Annotated in this window: 13 protein-coding genes; 7 read left to right on the forward strand and 6 right to left on the reverse strand. The window is 35.0% G+C overall.

The features are described from left to right. The first annotated feature begins 60 nt into the window (after nucleotides 1–60). Complete coding sequence (locus tag H599_RS0109905) at nucleotides 61–714, forward strand: metal-dependent transcriptional regulator (protein ID WP_026713993.1); 654 nt, start codon at nucleotides 61–63, stop codon at nucleotides 712–714. 100 nt (nucleotides 715–814) lie between these two features. Here the strand turns inward: H599_RS0109905 and H599_RS20780 are convergent, their stop codons facing one another. The 6 genes from H599_RS20780 to H599_RS0109935 all read right to left on the reverse strand — a co-directional run bounded on the left by H599_RS20780 (nucleotide 815) and on the right by H599_RS0109935 (nucleotide 5,911). Continuing rightward, nucleotides 815–940, reverse strand: a complete 126-nt coding sequence (locus H599_RS20780) for a FeoB-associated Cys-rich membrane protein (protein ID WP_155960768.1) — start codon at nucleotides 938–940, stop codon at nucleotides 815–817. Between the two features lie 6 nt (nucleotides 941–946). Beyond that, nucleotides 947–3,046, reverse strand: coding sequence for a ferrous iron transport protein B (feoB, locus tag H599_RS0109915; RefSeq protein ID WP_026713994.1), 2,100 nt, complete (start codon nucleotides 3,044–3,046; stop codon nucleotides 947–949). Continuing rightward, nucleotides 3,046–3,285: a FeoA family protein gene (locus H599_RS0109920; RefSeq protein WP_026713995.1), complete on the reverse strand. Its 240-nt coding sequence runs from the start codon at nucleotides 3,283–3,285 to the stop codon at nucleotides 3,046–3,048. The genes feoB and H599_RS0109920 overlap by 1 nt, the downstream gene beginning before the upstream one ends. A gap of 131 nt (nucleotides 3,286–3,416) precedes the next feature. After that, entirely contained in the window at nucleotides 3,417–4,094 is a 678-nt protein-coding gene (locus H599_RS0109925) for an SCO family protein (protein WP_026713996.1), read from the reverse strand. A 48-nt stretch (nucleotides 4,095–4,142) separates the two neighbouring features. Beyond that, the gene (locus H599_RS0109930) at nucleotides 4,143–5,087 is read right to left on the reverse strand and encodes a DMT family transporter (RefSeq protein ID WP_026713997.1); all 945 of its coding nucleotides are present in this window, start codon (nucleotides 5,085–5,087) and stop codon (nucleotides 4,143–4,145) included. Continuing rightward, nucleotides 5,087–5,911, reverse strand: a complete 825-nt coding sequence (locus H599_RS0109935; RefSeq protein WP_026713998.1) for an NAD-dependent epimerase/dehydratase family protein — start codon at nucleotides 5,909–5,911, stop codon at nucleotides 5,087–5,089. The genes H599_RS0109930 and H599_RS0109935 overlap by 1 nt, the downstream gene beginning before the upstream one ends. A gap of 157 nt (nucleotides 5,912–6,068) precedes the next feature. Between H599_RS0109935 and H599_RS0109940 the strand changes: the two genes are divergently transcribed. The 6 genes from H599_RS0109940 to H599_RS20295 all read left to right on the forward strand — a co-directional run bounded on the left by H599_RS0109940 (nucleotide 6,069) and on the right by H599_RS20295 (nucleotide 16,971). Beyond that, complete coding sequence (locus tag H599_RS0109940; protein ID WP_026713999.1) at nucleotides 6,069–6,521, forward strand: T9SS type A sorting domain-containing protein; 453 nt, start codon at nucleotides 6,069–6,071, stop codon at nucleotides 6,519–6,521. 11 nt (nucleotides 6,522–6,532) lie between these two features. Continuing rightward, complete coding sequence (locus H599_RS0109945) at nucleotides 6,533–12,829, forward strand: RHS repeat-associated core domain-containing protein (protein WP_026714000.1); 6,297 nt, start codon at nucleotides 6,533–6,535, stop codon at nucleotides 12,827–12,829. A gap of 2 nt (nucleotides 12,830–12,831) precedes the next feature. Continuing rightward, nucleotides 12,832–13,323: a hypothetical protein gene (locus H599_RS0109950; RefSeq protein WP_155960769.1), complete on the forward strand. Its 492-nt coding sequence runs from the start codon at nucleotides 12,832–12,834 to the stop codon at nucleotides 13,321–13,323. A gap of 380 nt (nucleotides 13,324–13,703) precedes the next feature. After that, nucleotides 13,704–14,975, forward strand: coding sequence for an RHS repeat domain-containing protein (locus H599_RS21085; RefSeq protein WP_155960770.1), 1,272 nt, complete (start codon nucleotides 13,704–13,706; stop codon nucleotides 14,973–14,975). Between the two features lie 13 nt (nucleotides 14,976–14,988). Continuing rightward, the gene (locus H599_RS0109960; RefSeq protein ID WP_162174254.1) at nucleotides 14,989–15,435 is read left to right on the forward strand and encodes an Imm44 family immunity protein; all 447 of its coding nucleotides are present in this window, start codon (nucleotides 14,989–14,991) and stop codon (nucleotides 15,433–15,435) included. Between the two features lie 363 nt (nucleotides 15,436–15,798). Further along, nucleotides 15,799–16,971: an RHS repeat domain-containing protein gene (locus H599_RS20295; protein ID WP_245600510.1), complete on the forward strand. Its 1,173-nt coding sequence runs from the start codon at nucleotides 15,799–15,801 to the stop codon at nucleotides 16,969–16,971. Nucleotides 16,972–16,993 lie beyond the last annotated feature (22 nt).

The raw sequence follows: 16,993 nt of genomic DNA on the forward strand, positions 1-16,993 counted from the left end.
TGAGATTTTGTCTTAGTTTCTTAGCAACTCAGGATCTTAGTAACTTAGAACCTTAAAAAAATGACTTTTTCAGAAGAAAATTACCTTAAAGCAATTTATCATTTAACTGTTGTTTCTACTTCCGGAGTGAGTACCAATGCAATTTCGGAAGCGATGGAAACCAAAGCTTCTTCGGTGACGGATATGTTGAAGAAACTGTCTGAAAAAGACTTGGTGAATTATAAAAAATATCAGGGGGTTAGCCTTACCGAAAAAGGAAAATTAGAAGCCAAAATGATTGTGAGAAAGCATCGTTTGTGGGAAGTTTTTTTGGTTGAAAAACTTGATTTTTCCTGGGATGAGGTACATGATATTGCCGAACAATTGGAACACATTAAATCAGAAAAACTCATCAATAAACTGGATGATTTTTTAGGGAATCCAACCGAAGATCCGCATGGCGACCCGATTCCGAATGCTCAGGGATTTTTGCCAAAAATGGAAAAACAATTATTATCAGAGTTGGCCGAGGGTCAAAAAGGAATTTGCGTAGGCGTAAAAGATACTTCTTCGGAGTTTTTAAAATACCTGGACAAACAGGGAATTGCTCTGGGTTCTGCTATTGAAATTATGGGAAAAGAAAGTTTCGATTTGTCACTTCGAATCAAAGTGGGAGAACAACTTTTAAATATTTCGAATAAAATTGCCAGTAATCTTTTTGTAAAACTGAGTTAGATTAAAAAAACACTACCGCAAATTTAAAAGCATCCTTTGATGATATAATTCGCGAATTTAAGGTAAATAATTTTGAAGAATTTTTCCTGTGCGGAAAATATTAATGACATCCACAATCATCGCCTCCGCAGTTTTTATCTTTTTTCTTTTTCTTCAAAAAGAACTTTTTAAAAAGATAAACAACGGCAATCCCAAGGATTAAATAGGCAATGATTTCCTGAAACATCTTGTTTTATTTTAAAATTTGATAAGCGATTAGAGCAGTAAGATACGCAAAACTACTCATAAAAATCAGCTGTCCCAACGGCCATTTCCAGCTGTTGGTTTCTTTTTTGATAATCGCCAAAGTACTGGCACATTGCATCGCGAAAGCATAGAATAACAACAGGGAAATCCCTGTGGCTAAATTGAATACTTTATTGCCGTTTTCCGGATGAATTTCCGATTCCATTTTGGTTTTAATAGTTGCTTCGTTATCGCTGTTCCCTACGCTGTAAATGGTGGCCAGAGTTCCTACAAATACTTCACGGGCAGCAAACGAACTGATAATAGCAATACCAATTTTCCAATCGTATCCTAAAGGTGAAATGACTGGTTCGATGCTTTTTCCCATAATACCGATATAGGAATTTTCAAGTTTGAAAGCGGTAACTTTATTGTCTAATTCTGTTGCTGAAATCGTTTTGTTTTCAATTTTATTGCTTACGATGGTTTCGGCATTTTTAAAATTTTCTCCCGGTCCGTAAGAAGCTAAAAACCACAAAATAATAGAAATTGCCAAAATGATTTTTCCGGCACCGCTAATAAAAGCTTTGGTTTTTTCCACTACATTGATAGCTACATTTTTTAACAAAGGCAATTTGTAATTGGGCATTTCGACCACGAAAAATGTTTTATTGCTTGTTCTCATGACTTTGTTAAGTATATAAGCGGACAAAATAGCCATTCCAAAACCTAAAAGATACAATAACATTAGTGTAAGTCCCTGTAGATTTAAAAAGCCCAAAATGCGATGATTTGGGATGACCAATGCAATGATAATCGCATAAACCGGTAATCGGGCTGAACAGGTGGTAAATGGTGTTACTAAAATAGTAATCAAACGTTCTTTCCAGCTTTCGATATTTCTCGTTGCCATAATTGCCGGAATGGCGCAGGCAGTTCCCGAAATTAAGGGAACGACACTTTTTCCGGATAATCCAAAACGACGCATGATTTTATCCATGATAAATACCACACGACTCATATAGCCACTTTCTTCGAGTATCGAAATAAAGAGAAATAAAAAAGCAATTTGAGGAATGAAAATTAAAATTCCGCCAATTCCCGGGATGATTCCCTGCGAAATTAAATCGGTTAAAATGCCGGCTGGAAGCTTTTCGGCTGCCAAAGTGCTTAAAGAGGCAAAAGTACTGTCGATGAAATCCATTGGTACGGATGACCAGTCAAAAATGGATTGGAATATCACAAAAAGAATTATAAAAAAGATGATGTATCCCCAGATTTTGTGGGTTAAAACACGGTCTAATTTGGAACGAAAATCTTTAGCAATACTCGAATCTACGGTCAGACCTTCTTTCAGGACTTCGTTGATAAATTGGTAGCGCTTGATGGTCTCTTTTTGTTGCAAACGCTTTAATTCGGTGTGTGATTTAGTAAACGAACTCTGGATTTCTTTTCGTTCCAAATTCAAAAAGTTTACGTCCTGTGTAATTACCAGCCAAAGTTTGTATAACAACTGGTCAGGAAAAGCTTTTTGCAGGTTGTCGAAGTATTCTTTGTCAATTACCGAAGCATTCAGGCAAGGCTCGGTAGTGAGGGATTTGTAATTGATAATCAATTCTTTGAGTTCTTCAATTCCCTGTGCTTTTCTTGAGCTGATTAAGGCAATTTTAGTTTTTAATTGTTCTTCTAAAAACGGAATGTCTAATGAAATTCCTTTGCTTTCCATTCTGTCGGCCATGTTGATGACTAAAATGGTTGGAATTTCTAAGTCTTTAATTTGGGTAAAAAGCAATAAGTTACGTTTTAGATTTTCCACATCGGTAACTACCAAAGCGACATCCGGATATAACTTGTCGTTTTTGTTTAGGAGCAGTTCAATTACAACATTTTCGTCAATAGAACTGGCATTCAGACTGTAAGTTCCCGGTAAATCAAGAATATTGGCTTTGATGTTGTGGTTTAATTTGCAAAAACCAATTTTTTTCTCCACCGTAATTCCGGGATAGTTTCCCACTTGTTGGTTTAGCCCTGTTAATTGATTAAATACAGAGGTTTTCCCAACGTTAGGATTCCCAATTAAAGCTACGTTTATATTTTGATGCATCATTAAAGTGCCGTATTGATTAGTTCTACTTCAATTTCTTTAGCGGTTTCCACGCGAATAGCCACGTGCGAACCGTTGACATCCAGATACAATGGATCGCCAAAAGGAGCAATTTGAAGTAATTCGACAGTGTTTCCGGGTAAGCAACCCATTTCCAGAAGTTTTAAAGGAATAATATCAATATCAAAATCTTTGATAATGGCTTTTTCGCTTTTTTTTAAGGAGTGTATAGTGGTACGCAAAGTCTTATTTAGATTGAATTAAGATTGCAAAAATACATATTAAATTATTAACTGAAATGATTATTATCAGTTTTATGATTTAATTAGACGGATTGAAGTCTAAAAAAGATGTTTTTTGTTTTTTGGGGTTTCTAATTGTCGTTTTTGTCCTGACAAAGAAAGTTAATGTCCTCAATTAAACGTTTAATTTCCTCTTTTTTAGTGCCGTCATAAAAACCGCGAACTCTTTTTTTAGCATCCACCAATACAAAATTTTCGGTGTGAACCATATCGTACAACTGGCTTGGTTTTCCCAGTTTTACCGCCAGATAGGATTTTCGGGCCATGGTGTAAATTTCTTTTTTATCGCCGGTTACCAAGTTCCATTTGCGGTCATCAACTCCGTTTTTTAGAGCATAGGCTTTCAAAGCTTCCACGGTATCGACTTCGGGGAAAACGGTGTGCGAAAGCAACATTACTTTGGGATTGTTGATGATGGCTTTTTGCACTTCGACCAAGTTTGTGGTCATTTTTGGGCAAATAGAACCGCAGGTGGTAAAGAAAAAATCGGCAACATAAATTTTGCCTTCATAATCTTTTTGGGTGATGGTTTTTCCGTTTTGGTTTGTAAAGGAAAAATCGGCAATTGTATGGTATTTGCTCACATATTGTACGGTGCTGTCCACCAACTCCGGATTCACATCGGCAGGATTGTAAATGGGAAGTGTTTTTTGAGGTTTTAATGCATTATAAAAAAGAGAAAGCGTAATAACCGAAAAAATAAAAAAGATACCAATGAAGATTCGGTATTTGTATAAAACAGATTTCATGAAATTTTTTTGCAAAAATACAAAAACCCTTTTGGAAATCAGGAAGTTTTACTTGATTAAAATGTTCGTTTTTTTACGGCTTTTGCGCAAAGATTTATTGACTAAATACAAACCAAAAAGTGTTACCGTGCCTCCAATGGCTATCGAAATACTTAGTGACTCATCAAAAATAACAGCTCCCAATAAAACCGCTACAACTGGATTCATATAAGCATAAAGACTACTCAATTCCGGTGGAAGATGTTGTAAAGAATAGATGAAAATGGTAAAAGTAATTAGTGAACCAACTACGACCAGATAGGCAATGGCAAGCCAGGTGTCAACAGGGATTTCGCTTAAGTTGACCGAGATTCCGGTAGCTCCGTTGTAAGCAAATAACAGAATGCCGGAAATGAACATTTGGAATCCCAAACTGAAATAAGGATTGTACGACGCTGCTTTTTTCTTGGTGTATAATGTTCCAAAAGCCCAGGTAATTGTTGCTAAAACCGAAAGCAAAATTCCAAGACGAAAATCCGGTTTTAAGAAATCGCCCAAATATTCGTAAAAAATAATGCAAACCCCTGAGAAACTTATAAGTACTCCCGTTACCGCCAATTTGGCAATTTTTTCACCTTTAAAGTAAGAAATGATTACCACCCAAATAGGAAAAATGGCTGCAATAATAGCGCCCAGTCCACTACTGATGTATTTTACTCCGGCAGTACTGAGTCCGTTGCTTAAGGTGAAATTCAGGATGGCAAGAATGACAATGGTGTTCCATTGTTTGCCTTTGGGCCAGGGCAATTTAGTAAACAGGAAAAAGAGAATGTAAAGTGCTCCGGCTAAAAATTGACGAATGGCGGCCATTTGAATTCCGGGAATATAACGAACGCCCTCTTTGGAAGCAATCCAAGTGGTGCCCCAAAAAAAACCAACCCAAAGCAATGCTAAAACAGGTAGTCCAATAGCACTAACTTTTGTTGAAACAGCAGTTTTAACTTTTGTAATCACTATAATTCAGTTTGGATGAATGTGTAATCTAATAATTGAACTAATTTCTCCGATACAATTGTTTTTCCTGCCGAAGGAATTTCGTGATTGAAGGTTGGAGGAATCAGCTTTTGTTCCAAAGCTTTTTGAGTGTAATAGTCTTTTCGGCTTGGATGAAAAGGTGTCACAGCATTAAGTATTTCGTTCCAAACGTTATTCTCAATTATTTTTTTGATTATACCAATGCAATCTTCCAAATGAATCAAATTCACCGGTGCATCCGGATTAGGAAGATTTTCTTTTCCGGCTAAAAAACGAGCTGGATTTCTGTCGGGGCCAATTAATCCGCCAAAACGGAGAATGGTTGTTTTAAAATGTGTATTAGCTAATAACAATTGTTCAATTTCCAGTAATTGTTTGCCGCTTTCGGTACCAGGAACAGTCGGGCTGTTTTCGTCAATTATTGCATTAGCTTCGCCATAAACCGCTGTCGAACTGATAAAAAGCAGTTTTTCTATCGAAGATTTTTCAATAAAAGGCAGCAGGTTTTTTATTTTTTGAACAAAAGAATTGTTCTGAGCATCCGAGTAATCCTTGTTCTTTCCTCTTAATTTAGGAGGAATAGTAATGATTAAAATTGGACTTCCGACTAAAAAATCAGCTGCCGGAGCAGAGAAATTTTCGGTTTCCAAGGCAATAGGGAAATGAGTAATTCCGGCATTTTCCAGTAATTCTTTTTTATCGGTTGTGGTTGTAGAACCTTTTACCGAATAGTTTTCTTTAATCAAGGCTTTCGCCAAAGGAAGTCCGAGCCATCCGCAACCCAGAATACTAATTTGTGTCATTTTACTTCTGATTTTTCAAGAAGCAAATTTCTGTATAATTATTTGACTTTTACGGTAACAGATTGTTCTTTTTTTAATTTAAAAAATCACTAAAAGTGGGTATTGTTTTGTCTTTCAGATAGATATAAATTGGCAACTTAATTAACATTTAATTAAGATGAATAAACTTATTGCTTTTTTGGTGCTTTTTATAGGTATAAAGGGTGCTGCTCAGGATAAAATCCTTTTTACTTATGATACTGCCGGTAATCAAATCCAACGATTATTATGTATTAATTGTACAACATCAAAGATGACAGAGGAAAAGACAAAAGAAATCACTGCATTAGAAACCGAAGATTTACTGAAATTTTCTCCTCAGGATGTTATTTCTTATTATCCCAATCCGGTAAGAGAAGAATTATATCTTCAATGGGAATTAATCGAGGGTAATTATGTTACCTCCATACAACTTTATGATTTAAATGGTCGTGTACTTCAGTCTTTTTACAATTTAAATCAAAAAAACAATCAGAATATTGCTTTTCAGTCTTATCCCATAGGAATGTATGCAGTAGTATTGTTTTATAAAAGCGGAGAACAAAAATCTATTAAAATTATTAAAAAATAAACTTTGTGCATATGAAACAATTTTACTTTAGTCTATTACTATTTATAGGATGTTCTTTTTTCATTGCTGCGCAAGAAAAAGAAATGGGTGGTACTCCTGTTGAAGGTCTTACTACATTTACAATTTCCAAAGAATCTAATAACAGTTCTTCCAAAAGTTCTAATATGACAACTGCAATGTCAGAAATGCAGTCAATGTTGGCAACAACTACTCCCACAGGGAATTCTACAGAAGTAGGCACAACCGAAGGACAATTATCGGTTTCACTTTCGGGAGGAGCTACTTATAATATCCCTATCACTGTTCCACTTGGTATAAATGGAGTCGTCCCTCAAGTAAGTTTAGTTTATAACAGTCAAGGAGGTAATGGCATGGCTGGATATGGTTGGAATATTGCCGGAGTCTCAAAGATTACCAGAATCCCAGCGACAAAGTTTTACGATGGCACTATAGACGGAGTAGATTTTGATAATTTAGATCGTTTTGCATTAGATGGTCAAAGATTAATTGCTAAGTCAGGAACATATGGAGCGAGTGGAACAGTTTATGAAACAGAAAGTTTTTCAAACCTTAAAATCACTTCTTTTGGGGTACACCCAAGTGGTTCTAATTATGGCCCCTCTTATTTTTTAGTGGAATATCCGGATGGTTCTAAAGCCTATTATGGAAATTCAACCGATTCCAGAAGTATTATGGAATATTCCATTACCTATTGGGAAAACCCACAAAATGTTCGTATTAGTTACACCTACAACTATACTAACAATAATCTTATGATTGCTTCAATCAATTATGGTACTGTGGGATCAACAACAGCAATAAATAAGGTTCAATTTAATTATAATACTTCGAATCGACCTGAGGTATCTTATACAGGTGGCCAAAAAATTACCCAAGACAAAATTCTAAATAATATTGTAGTTACTGGTAATTCCGTAGGTTTTAGAAGTTATTGGATGACATACGATTATAATACTTTAGGTTATCAAAGATTAACAAGTATTACAGAAAAATCAGGAGATGGCACTAAAAGTTATAATCCAACGGTTTTTAGCTACAGCAACACTGCTGATAGTTTAATTTACAGTGGAAATTTAACTGCTAATGTTAATATTACCAATGTAAATAATTCAAATGCAGCTTCAGTTTCCGGAGACTTCTATGGTAGTGAAAATATGGAGTTTTTGCTTTACCCTACGATTGGAACCCAAACAAAATCTATTTATTGGTTATTTCCAGAGATAAGTCAGGGAAGCTCTTATAATTACGGTTACCAGCATAACGTTGGAGTATTTGAGGAAATTTTTTCTGTAAAATGGTTGACCTGGAACAATAAATTATTTCCTAAAGATGGATGGGCTGTTGCTAAAAAAACAGATACGAATTATAGTTTTACTGTATATTCATTTGGTTCAACATACTCTATATATGAACAGTATAGTAGAACTGTAAATTTTCCTACTGAATCAATTGGCGTCCAAGTAGATCCGGCAACTTGTTGGGTACAAAAAGCACCCAGAATTTTTCCTAAAAAAATTCTATCAGGTGATTTTAATGGAGATGGTCTTACTGATGTTATTGCTCTTGATTCAGGTGAGCTACAAAGCTTATATAACAAAGAAGTTATTCCTCCCGATTGTAATAATATAGGAATAAACAAATTGACATCTAAAAAAGTATATTTTGTAGATCTAAAAAGAGATAATACCACCAATTTTTTAACTTATTCAGGAGAATTATCAGCAGTTTTATCGACGAATGCTAGGTTAAGAGTTGCAGATTTTAATGGAGATGGGAAATCTGATTTTATAGTATATGAACAAGATAAAGCAACTATTTATACTTTAGATAATAATAATCAATTGGTTTTATTATGGAATTTGACCGAAGGAAATATTTCTGTATCGCCTTCAGATACAAGACCTATGTTGTTGGGAGACTTTAATGGAGACGGCAAAACTGATATGATTTTTCCTAAAAACACCGGTATCACCGACTGGTTTACGTTTACATCTACAGGTACTGGTTTTATTAAAACAGTAAGTACATTTAATAATTTACCATATAATGGAAGTAATTCCTCAACTACATATTCTTACATAGCGTCTGATTATGATAAGGATGGCAAAACAGATATTATTCAAATTAAAAGTACTCGTAATTCTGCAAATACTCTAGGAAGTATTAATATTACTTGCTATAAAAACATTAACAATACTTTTAACAAGAATAATTTTTCAATTATTTCTACGCCAGATCAAACAGACATTTATCAAAACGTGATGCCTGTTTTTTTGACACCAGAAAGCATATTTCAAAACAAAGAAAAGCCATATAATCCAGCATTAGAAATTGCATGTTATACTAATAATGCAATTAAATATTTTCATTCAGAAAAAGATAATGTTCAAGATCAGCTAATGAGGTCAGTCACAACAGGAAATGGTGTAACAGAATCAATAACTTACAGACCGTTAAACTCAAGTATTGATTATGACAATGGTTTCTATAGCCCAATTTACAATAGCTCGTTATCTGAAAATTATCCTAATTTTAATATAGAATCTGCTTCAAGTATGCAGGTGGTTTCGATGCTGGAAAAACAATCTGCTACCGATTACAAAAAACAATTGTATTCCTACTATGACGCAATTTCTAATACCGAAGGATTAGGTTTTTTAGGATTTAAATCTACAGCCAATACCAATTGGTTTGATGATAATAATCCTGTTATATCTACAGTTTCTAAATTTGACACTAACTTAAGAGGGGCTAATATTGAAACATATACTGTTCCAGGGGAATACAATGCCAGTAGTTATGCTGCACCAGGTAATTTTATCAGCAAAACTACTTCTACCTATACGAGTTCTTTAAGTTCTGCTAAAGTTTTTAAATTGCAACTTTCCAATTCGCAGCAGTATAATGGTTTGGAGAATACCAGTACAGAAACCTCGGTGGTTTATGATGCTTATAATAATCCTACTCAAACCACCGTATTGGTAAAAGAAGGAGGGGCAACTCAACAAACTACTACAACCAATTTGACGTACGCTGCACCTACCAGTTCGCCTTATATTGTGGGTAAGCCAGTAAATAAAACCCAAAGTGTTGTTATTTCAGGAGACACTATGACCTCTGAAGAGCAATACACCTTTAATACGGGCTATTTATTAACTCAGGTAAAGAAAAAAGGGCATAATACCAACTTTGTAACTGAGGACAATGTTTATGATACTTTTGGGAACATCACTAAAAAAACAATTTCAGGCACAAACTTCAGTCCCAGAGAAACGAATTATGAATATGATTCTTCTGGTCGTTTTTTAACTAAAAGTATTGATGTTGAAGGCTTAGCCACTTCTTATAGCTACAACACAGCTAATGGGGTATTAAATTCTGAAACTAATCCGTATGGATTAACCACTTCTTATTTGTATGATGCCTGGTTCAAGAAAACAAAAACAACCGATTATTTAGGTAAGAGCAATACTTATGCTTATACCCGAGTTTCTGAAAAAACAAAAATTATCACAACCGGAGACGACGGAAGTTTCAGTGAGGAATTATATGATGATTTAGGACGAAAAATAACGGCTAGTGTAAAAGACCTCAATGGAAATACCTCCAGCGTATCCTATCTCTATGACATTTATGATCGAAATTATAAAATAAGCGAACCTTATTCCGGCGGAAGTGCCACGCAATGGAACGAAACTCAGTATGATGTTTACGGAAGACCTATACAAAATATAAGTTTTACAGGAAAAACTACCAGTATCAGTTATTCCGGTTTAACTACTACCATAAATGACGGAACGAAGACTAAAACAGTGACCAAAAATGCTTTAGGTAATACTGTTAGTATCACCGACAGTCCCGGCGGAACCATTAGCTATACTTATTTTGCCAATGGGAATCTTAAATCATCTAATTATGATGGTGTAATAACCACTATCGAGCAAAACGGTTGGGGCAGAAAAACCAAATTAACAGACCCATCAGCGGGAACCTATACTTATACCTACAATGATTTAGGGGAAGCTTTAACCGAAACCACTCCTAACGGAACTACTACTTATACATTAAATGCTGTAGGCAAACTGACCCAAAAAACAATAGTAGGTACTAATACTAATAGCGCCACGACCTATACGTATGATGGTACTAGTAAATTGTTACTGTCCAGTACTTTTACAGATGTTTTAGAAAATAATGCAACGACTACTACAGTCTATACGTATGATGCGAATAAAAGAGTAACCTCTTCAGTTGAAACTACGCCTTATGCCACTTTTACCAAACAACTGACGTATGATGGGTTTAGCAGGGTGAATACCGTAACTTCGACTGCAGCAGCAGCCGGAAAATCGAGTGCCAAAACGGTACAGCATACCTATAAGAATGGACAACCATGGCAAATTATAGATTCTTCTAATTCTCAAATATTATGGCAAACCAATATGGTGAATGCCAGAGGACAATTGACGGGAGCATCGATGGCTAATGGTAATATTGCCGTTACAAACACCTATGATTCTTATGGTTTTATTTCTCAAACTAAGCAAGATAGAATGATTGTTTCTCCTGGGAATATTATGACCCTCAATACGGTGTTTGACCCGCAAAAAGGAAATTTAAGCAGCAGAACCAATAGTTTGTTTAATTGGAGTGAAAGTTTTATTTATGATTCCTTAGACCGTCTTACCTCGTTTAAAAACACCGCAGGTGTAACCGAAACCCAAAGCTATGATGACCGCGGAAGAATAACCCAAAATGCGGTAGGAACTTATAATTATACCAATAGTTCTAAAGCCTACCAAAACACTTCTGTAACGGTTACACCCGCTGCTTTAGCACATTATCAGGTAAATCACGAACAAAATATTACGTATAATGCTTTTAAAAGTCCTTATCAAATTGAGGAAGTAGGAAAAGATAAAATTAGCTTTACCTACAACGACAACAATAGCCGTAGCACGATGTTTTATGGTAGTCTGGATAATAACAAATTATTGAGACCCTTACGCAAATACTACTCTGCTGATGGAAGTATGGAGATTAAACACAATATCCAGACTGGGGCAGTAGAATTTGTAACCTACATAGGTGGCGATGGCTACACTGCTCCCATTGTGTTAAAAAGTGACGGTACGACACAAAATTATTTATATTTACAACGGGATTACCAAGGCAGCATTGTTGCCATTAGTGATGCTACCGGGCAAGTATTGGAAAAACGTTTGTTTGATGCCTGGGGAAATGTATTAGTAAAAGATGGAGCAGGTAATAGCTTAGCAGGTTTAACAATTTTAGATCGTGGTTATACTGGACACGAGCATTTGCAAAGCGTAGGACTCATACACATGAACGGGCGTTTATTTGACCCTAAATTACATAGATTCTTACAACCAGATAATTATGTTCAAGATCCTAGTAATACGCAGAACTATAACCGTTATGGGTATGTACTGAATAATCCTTTGAAGTATATTGATCCTAGTGGAGAACTATCCTTTAAATCTATTGGAAAATGGTTTAAGCGAAATGCGAATGATATAGTTGCAGGACTTCAGATAATTGGAGGAACAGCTTTAACAATATTTTCTGGAGGAACATTAGCAGTGGTAGGAGCTGGAATGATTGGTGCTGGCGTTACGCACTTTGCAGCTGCGTATAATGAATATAAGCAAACAGGAGATTGGTCATCGGCATCAAAAAATTCAGGAGTATTTTTTAATGTGTCCTTTAGTACTGATTGGGGTTATAATAGCGATAAAAAAAATGGTGTTAATCAAAATGAGCCAGTTGTAAAACCTAAAACGGAAGTAAAAGGAGATAATTCCTCAACAAATAATGTGAATTGGCAAGGTGTTGCAGATTCAAGTATCGGAATAGTTGGAGGAACTGCAGAAATTATATTAGGTGTTGCAGGAGAAGCTTTTACAGGGGGACTTAGCACAGCGCTTATTATTGATGGAGGCTATAGAATTGGAGCTAATAGCTTGAGACTTATCTCATATGTTAGTGGTAACAATGATATTGGAAATTCATTGCCTAGTAATATTGGAGGCACTATTGGAAAAATTACTGATGGAATGAATGGGGGTAGTTTTATTCAAGTTGGTAAATGGCAAAACCGATTGGGTATAGCAAACGATATTAGTTCTTTTATTTTATCAGGTGGCAATGGTAGTGCAATGTATGGACTTATGTCAACGCAAGGGGCTGTAAAGGGATCACATCTGTATTCAATTTTTAGCAATTACTATTCCGTATGGAATTATGCAAATCAAAAAAAGAAATAATTATGACTTATATTTCTTCTATAGAACAAGTATTGTGGGTGAAAAAATTTGTAAAATTAATATTTTATGAAGTGCTTTTTGGAATAATCATATTTCTTTTCTTTTCTTTTATGATGTACTTAAAAGCAAATAGCCCTTTATTTTTATTTATTGGTGTCTTTGGACTGGCTGTTTTTTTATTTATATACGCTTATGGAAGTGTAGTAAATAAATGTAAAATTATTAATCATACAATTTCAAAAATTAAATTTGAAAATAAAAATATCTGTATTGAAACATTTGCATATAAGACGTTATTTAAAAAAAGAGATTCAATATTAATAGATTTGGATGTATCAGCTATTAAATTTCGTAATGATAAATATCCAATATTAGATAAAAATATTACAAAATATGAAGTGTTATTTTTTTTAATTAACGATAAAGAGTTTTATTTAGTATTGGACTTTTTTGATAAAGATTTAGCGAATAAATTAAAATCTTTTAATGATTAAATGTTTTATTCTTTATCAACTATTTAAAGTATTCTTATCATTCTATTATACATAAACGATAGGCGTTGACTTGTTCTGTAAAGAGGAGTATAAGCAGTAAAAAAGTTGTAGTCATAAAATGCTACAACTTTTTTGTTTTGTTCCTATCTAATTGAAGAAGTAGGAAAAGATAAAATAAGTTTTACCCGATGGCGCAGATTTGTAGTTATCGTTAGCGCAGGCATTTGCCTGTGCCTGCAAAGTAAAAAAAGTTGTAGTCGTAAAAGGCTACAACTTTTTTGTTCTAAACAAAAAGTGACCGTAGCACGATGTTTTATGGTAGTTTAGACAAAAAAAAACTTTTAAGACCCTTACGTAAATACTACTCTGCCGATGGCAGTATGGAGATTAAACACAATATCCAGACAGGAGCAGTCGAGTTTGTAACTTACATAGGCGGTGATGGCTACAGTGCCCCTATAGTGTTAAAAAGCGATGGAACCGCTCAAAATTATTTATATTTACAACGGGATTATCAAGGCAGTATTGTTGCTGTTAGTGATGCTACAGGAGTAGTTGTAGAAAAACGTTTGTTTGATGCCTGGGGGAATGTGTTAGTACAGGATGGAGTAGGCAATACCTTAGCAGGTTTAACCATTTTAGATCGTGGTTACACTGGACACGAGCATTTACAAAGCGTAGGACTCATACACATGAATGGGCGTTTGTATGATGCAAAACTCCATCGTTTTTTACAACCTGATAATTATGTGCAAGATCCGACTAATACGCAAAACTATAACCGCTATGGGTATGTACTGAATAATCCTTTGAAGTATATTGATCCTAGTGGGGAGCTGTCTTGGAAATCTGTTGGGAGGTGGCTTAAAAGGGCTGCTAGTGATATAGTTGCAGGAGCAGCAATAATTGGTGGAGTCGCTATTGTAATTGCTTCCGGAGGCACATTAACTCCCCTAGCAGCTGGATTAATAGGTGCGGGAGTCGCTCATTTTGGAGCAACTTATGCTGAATATAGCCGCACTGGCGATTGGGTTTCTGCCTCAAATAATGCAGGATTTAATTTTAGTTATACACATAATACTGATTGGGGTTATGATAGCAAACCAAATAAGAATGGTATTAATGAAAATGAGCCTGTTGTAAAGCCTAAGACGGTAGAAGAAGTTAAAGGTGATAAAGGTACTAACTGGGCAACAGCCACATTAGCGTTTATAGGAACAGATATTGCAATACCAGAACCTACAGACGCTGCTTGGCCTAAATGGGCGGGATATGCAATAGCTGGGGGTGCTGCTGCCACTTACCTCTATTCAGGAGATTATGTAACTAAAATGCAAAGAGAAATTGACCGTATTAGTGAACGAGCTACTGGGCCACAAGGGTTTCAATATGCCTTAACAGCTAATACCAGTGGGTATTATCCTAATGTAAGAGGTGGAACAACGTATTTAAATGCAGGTGAAGTATGGAAATATGGGGAAACCACTAGTTCTGATCGTTATTCTCAAACATATTTAAACTCAATGGGATTAAAGATAGAACCTCAATTTGTAGGTAATCAAATGCAAATTAAAATACAGGAAAAAATAATGATTTATGGTTATTTTTTTGGCAATGGAGCATTGCCTCCTGGGAATAAGATATTTAGATAAAATTAAAGAAAATATGGATTTTGGACTAGCAATAACTTCTACTATTGAAGTAAAAAATAAATCAGTAGTTATTAACTCGTTATCTGATGATTTAAAAGCTTTTTTCCTTAATAAGGATTATGGTACTGATATTAAATCCTATACTATAGGTGTAGTTTGTGTATCTCCACAATTTGAGCAGTTTTTTAAAGATAAAAAACCAAGTTACACGAAAGGGAAAAAAACTATTAATCCTGATGGTATTCCTTTTACATTTGAAGATAGTTTTGAATATAGCATCAAACTTGATTTTGCGACTTTCAAAAATGGTAAAGATGAAGAGTGCAGAAAATTATTAGCTGGAGAAATACTTAAATCTTTAACAATATTGGATACGATGAAGTCTAAAATAAAAGATTTTAATTCAGAAAAATTTAAAGAAGATTTGGAAAGTTATTTTAGAGAAAAAGAATTGATATAAAAAGACAAAGCAACTCGTGAGTGAGTTGCTTTTGTATTTTAACAAAACCAAAACACCTCGGTAACGGTTACTCCTGCTGCTTTAACGCATTATCAAACCAACCATACGCAAAATATTACGTACAATGCTTTTAAAAGTCCTTATCTAATTGAAGAAGTAGGGAAAGATAAAATAAGTTTTACCTACAACGACAGCAATAGCCGTAGTACCATGTTTTATGGTGGTTTGCAAACGGATAAACTGCAACGTCAATACCGTAAATACTACAGTGCTGATGGCAGTATGGAGATTAAACACAATATCCAGACAGGAGCGGTAGAGTTTGTAACTTATATAGGCGGTGATGGCTACAGTGCCCCTATAGTGTTAAAAAGCGATGGAACCGCTCAAAATTATTTATATTTACAACGGGATTATCAAGGCAGTATTGTTGCTGTTAGTGATGCTACAGGAGTAGTTGTAGAAAAACGTTTGTTTGATGCCTGGGGGAATGTGTTAGTACAGGATGGAGTAGGCAATACCTTAGCAGGTTTAACCATTTTAGATCGTGGTTACACTGGACACGAGCATTTACAAAGCGTAGGACTCATACACATGAATGGGCGTTTGTATGATGCAAAACTCCATCGTTTTTTACAACCTGATAATTATGTGCAGGATCCGGGTAATACGCAAAACTATAACCGTTATGGATATGTATTAAACAACCCATTGAAGTATATTGATCCTAGCGGAGAATTATCTTGGAAATCTATTGGAAGATGGTTTAAAAGAAATGCCAACGATATAATTGCGGGAGTTCAAATAGTTGGAGGAGTAATATTAACTGTTACTGGCTTACCTGAATTTGGTGTTCCATTAATTGGGGCGGGAGTCGCACATTTTGGTGCTGCTTATGCAGAGTATACTAAAACAGGAGATTGGTCATCAGCATCAAAAAATGCAGGGGTATTTTTTAATGTGTCTTTTAGTACTGATTGGGGCTATAATAGTGATAAGAAAAACGGCGTTAATCAAAATGAGCCTGTTGTAACTCCTAAGAGTGATATTGATGATAAAGAAAAAGATAACGGGAATTCAGGTAATGATTATGTTATAGGACCAGGAAATAGTTATTTAGGTGATGTTGTCCATAATTATGGAGGAGTTAAAGGATTAACAGTTAGTAATTTTTATGGTTATCATACAGGTGATAGAGGCGGCGTTGTAATTGAATTGAGTTATACAGGAGTCAAGGCTAAGGGAGGTAATTGGGCACAAAAAATATATACTGACTCACCTTTGAATAACAAAACATCTCCTTATTGGGATGGAGATACGGGTTCTATGTATTATTATACAAATAGTGAATTAAAAAGAATGACCAATGGCAATACGATATCATTCTATGACAATCCACATAGATATTCAGATGCTAACTGGCGTGGGGTTCTAACATTATATAATGGTAATAAGCGTGTTTTTTCTCTTTCCTATGGATTTACAATAAAGAAAGGTGCTACAACAGTTTATCCTATAAAAATTATTTATCCATAATTTCAGCCAGTTAAATTCATTG

It is taken from the genome of Flavobacterium daejeonense DSM 17708, assembly GCF_000425425.1.
Classification (GTDB): domain Bacteria; phylum Bacteroidota; class Bacteroidia; order Flavobacteriales; family Flavobacteriaceae; genus Flavobacterium; species Flavobacterium daejeonense.

Coding starts and splice junctions, on each gene's coding strand:
- feoB (WP_026713994.1), bottom strand. CDS start 3,046: ATGATGCATCAAAATATAAACGTAGCTTTAATTGGGAATCCTAACGTT.
- H599_RS0109960 (WP_162174254.1), top strand. CDS start 14,989: ATGGATTTTGGACTAGCAATAACTTCTACTATTGAAGTAAAAAATAAA.
- H599_RS0109925 (WP_026713996.1), bottom strand. CDS start 4,094: ATGAAATCTGTTTTATACAAATACCGAATCTTCATTGGTATCTTTTTT.
- H599_RS0109940 (WP_026713999.1), top strand. CDS start 6,069: ATGAATAAACTTATTGCTTTTTTGGTGCTTTTTATAGGTATAAAGGGT.
- H599_RS0109945 (WP_026714000.1), top strand. CDS start 6,533: ATGAAACAATTTTACTTTAGTCTATTACTATTTATAGGATGTTCTTTT.
- H599_RS0109935 (WP_026713998.1), bottom strand. CDS start 5,911: ATGACACAAATTAGTATTCTGGGTTGCGGATGGCTCGGACTTCCTTTG.
- H599_RS20780 (WP_155960768.1), bottom strand. CDS start 940: ATGTTTCAGGAAATCATTGCCTATTTAATCCTTGGGATTGCCGTTGTT.
- H599_RS0109950 (WP_155960769.1), top strand. CDS start 12,832: ATGACTTATATTTCTTCTATAGAACAAGTATTGTGGGTGAAAAAATTT.
- H599_RS21085 (WP_155960770.1), top strand. CDS start 13,704: ATGGAGATTAAACACAATATCCAGACAGGAGCAGTCGAGTTTGTAACT.
- H599_RS0109905 (WP_026713993.1), top strand. CDS start 61: ATGACTTTTTCAGAAGAAAATTACCTTAAAGCAATTTATCATTTAACT.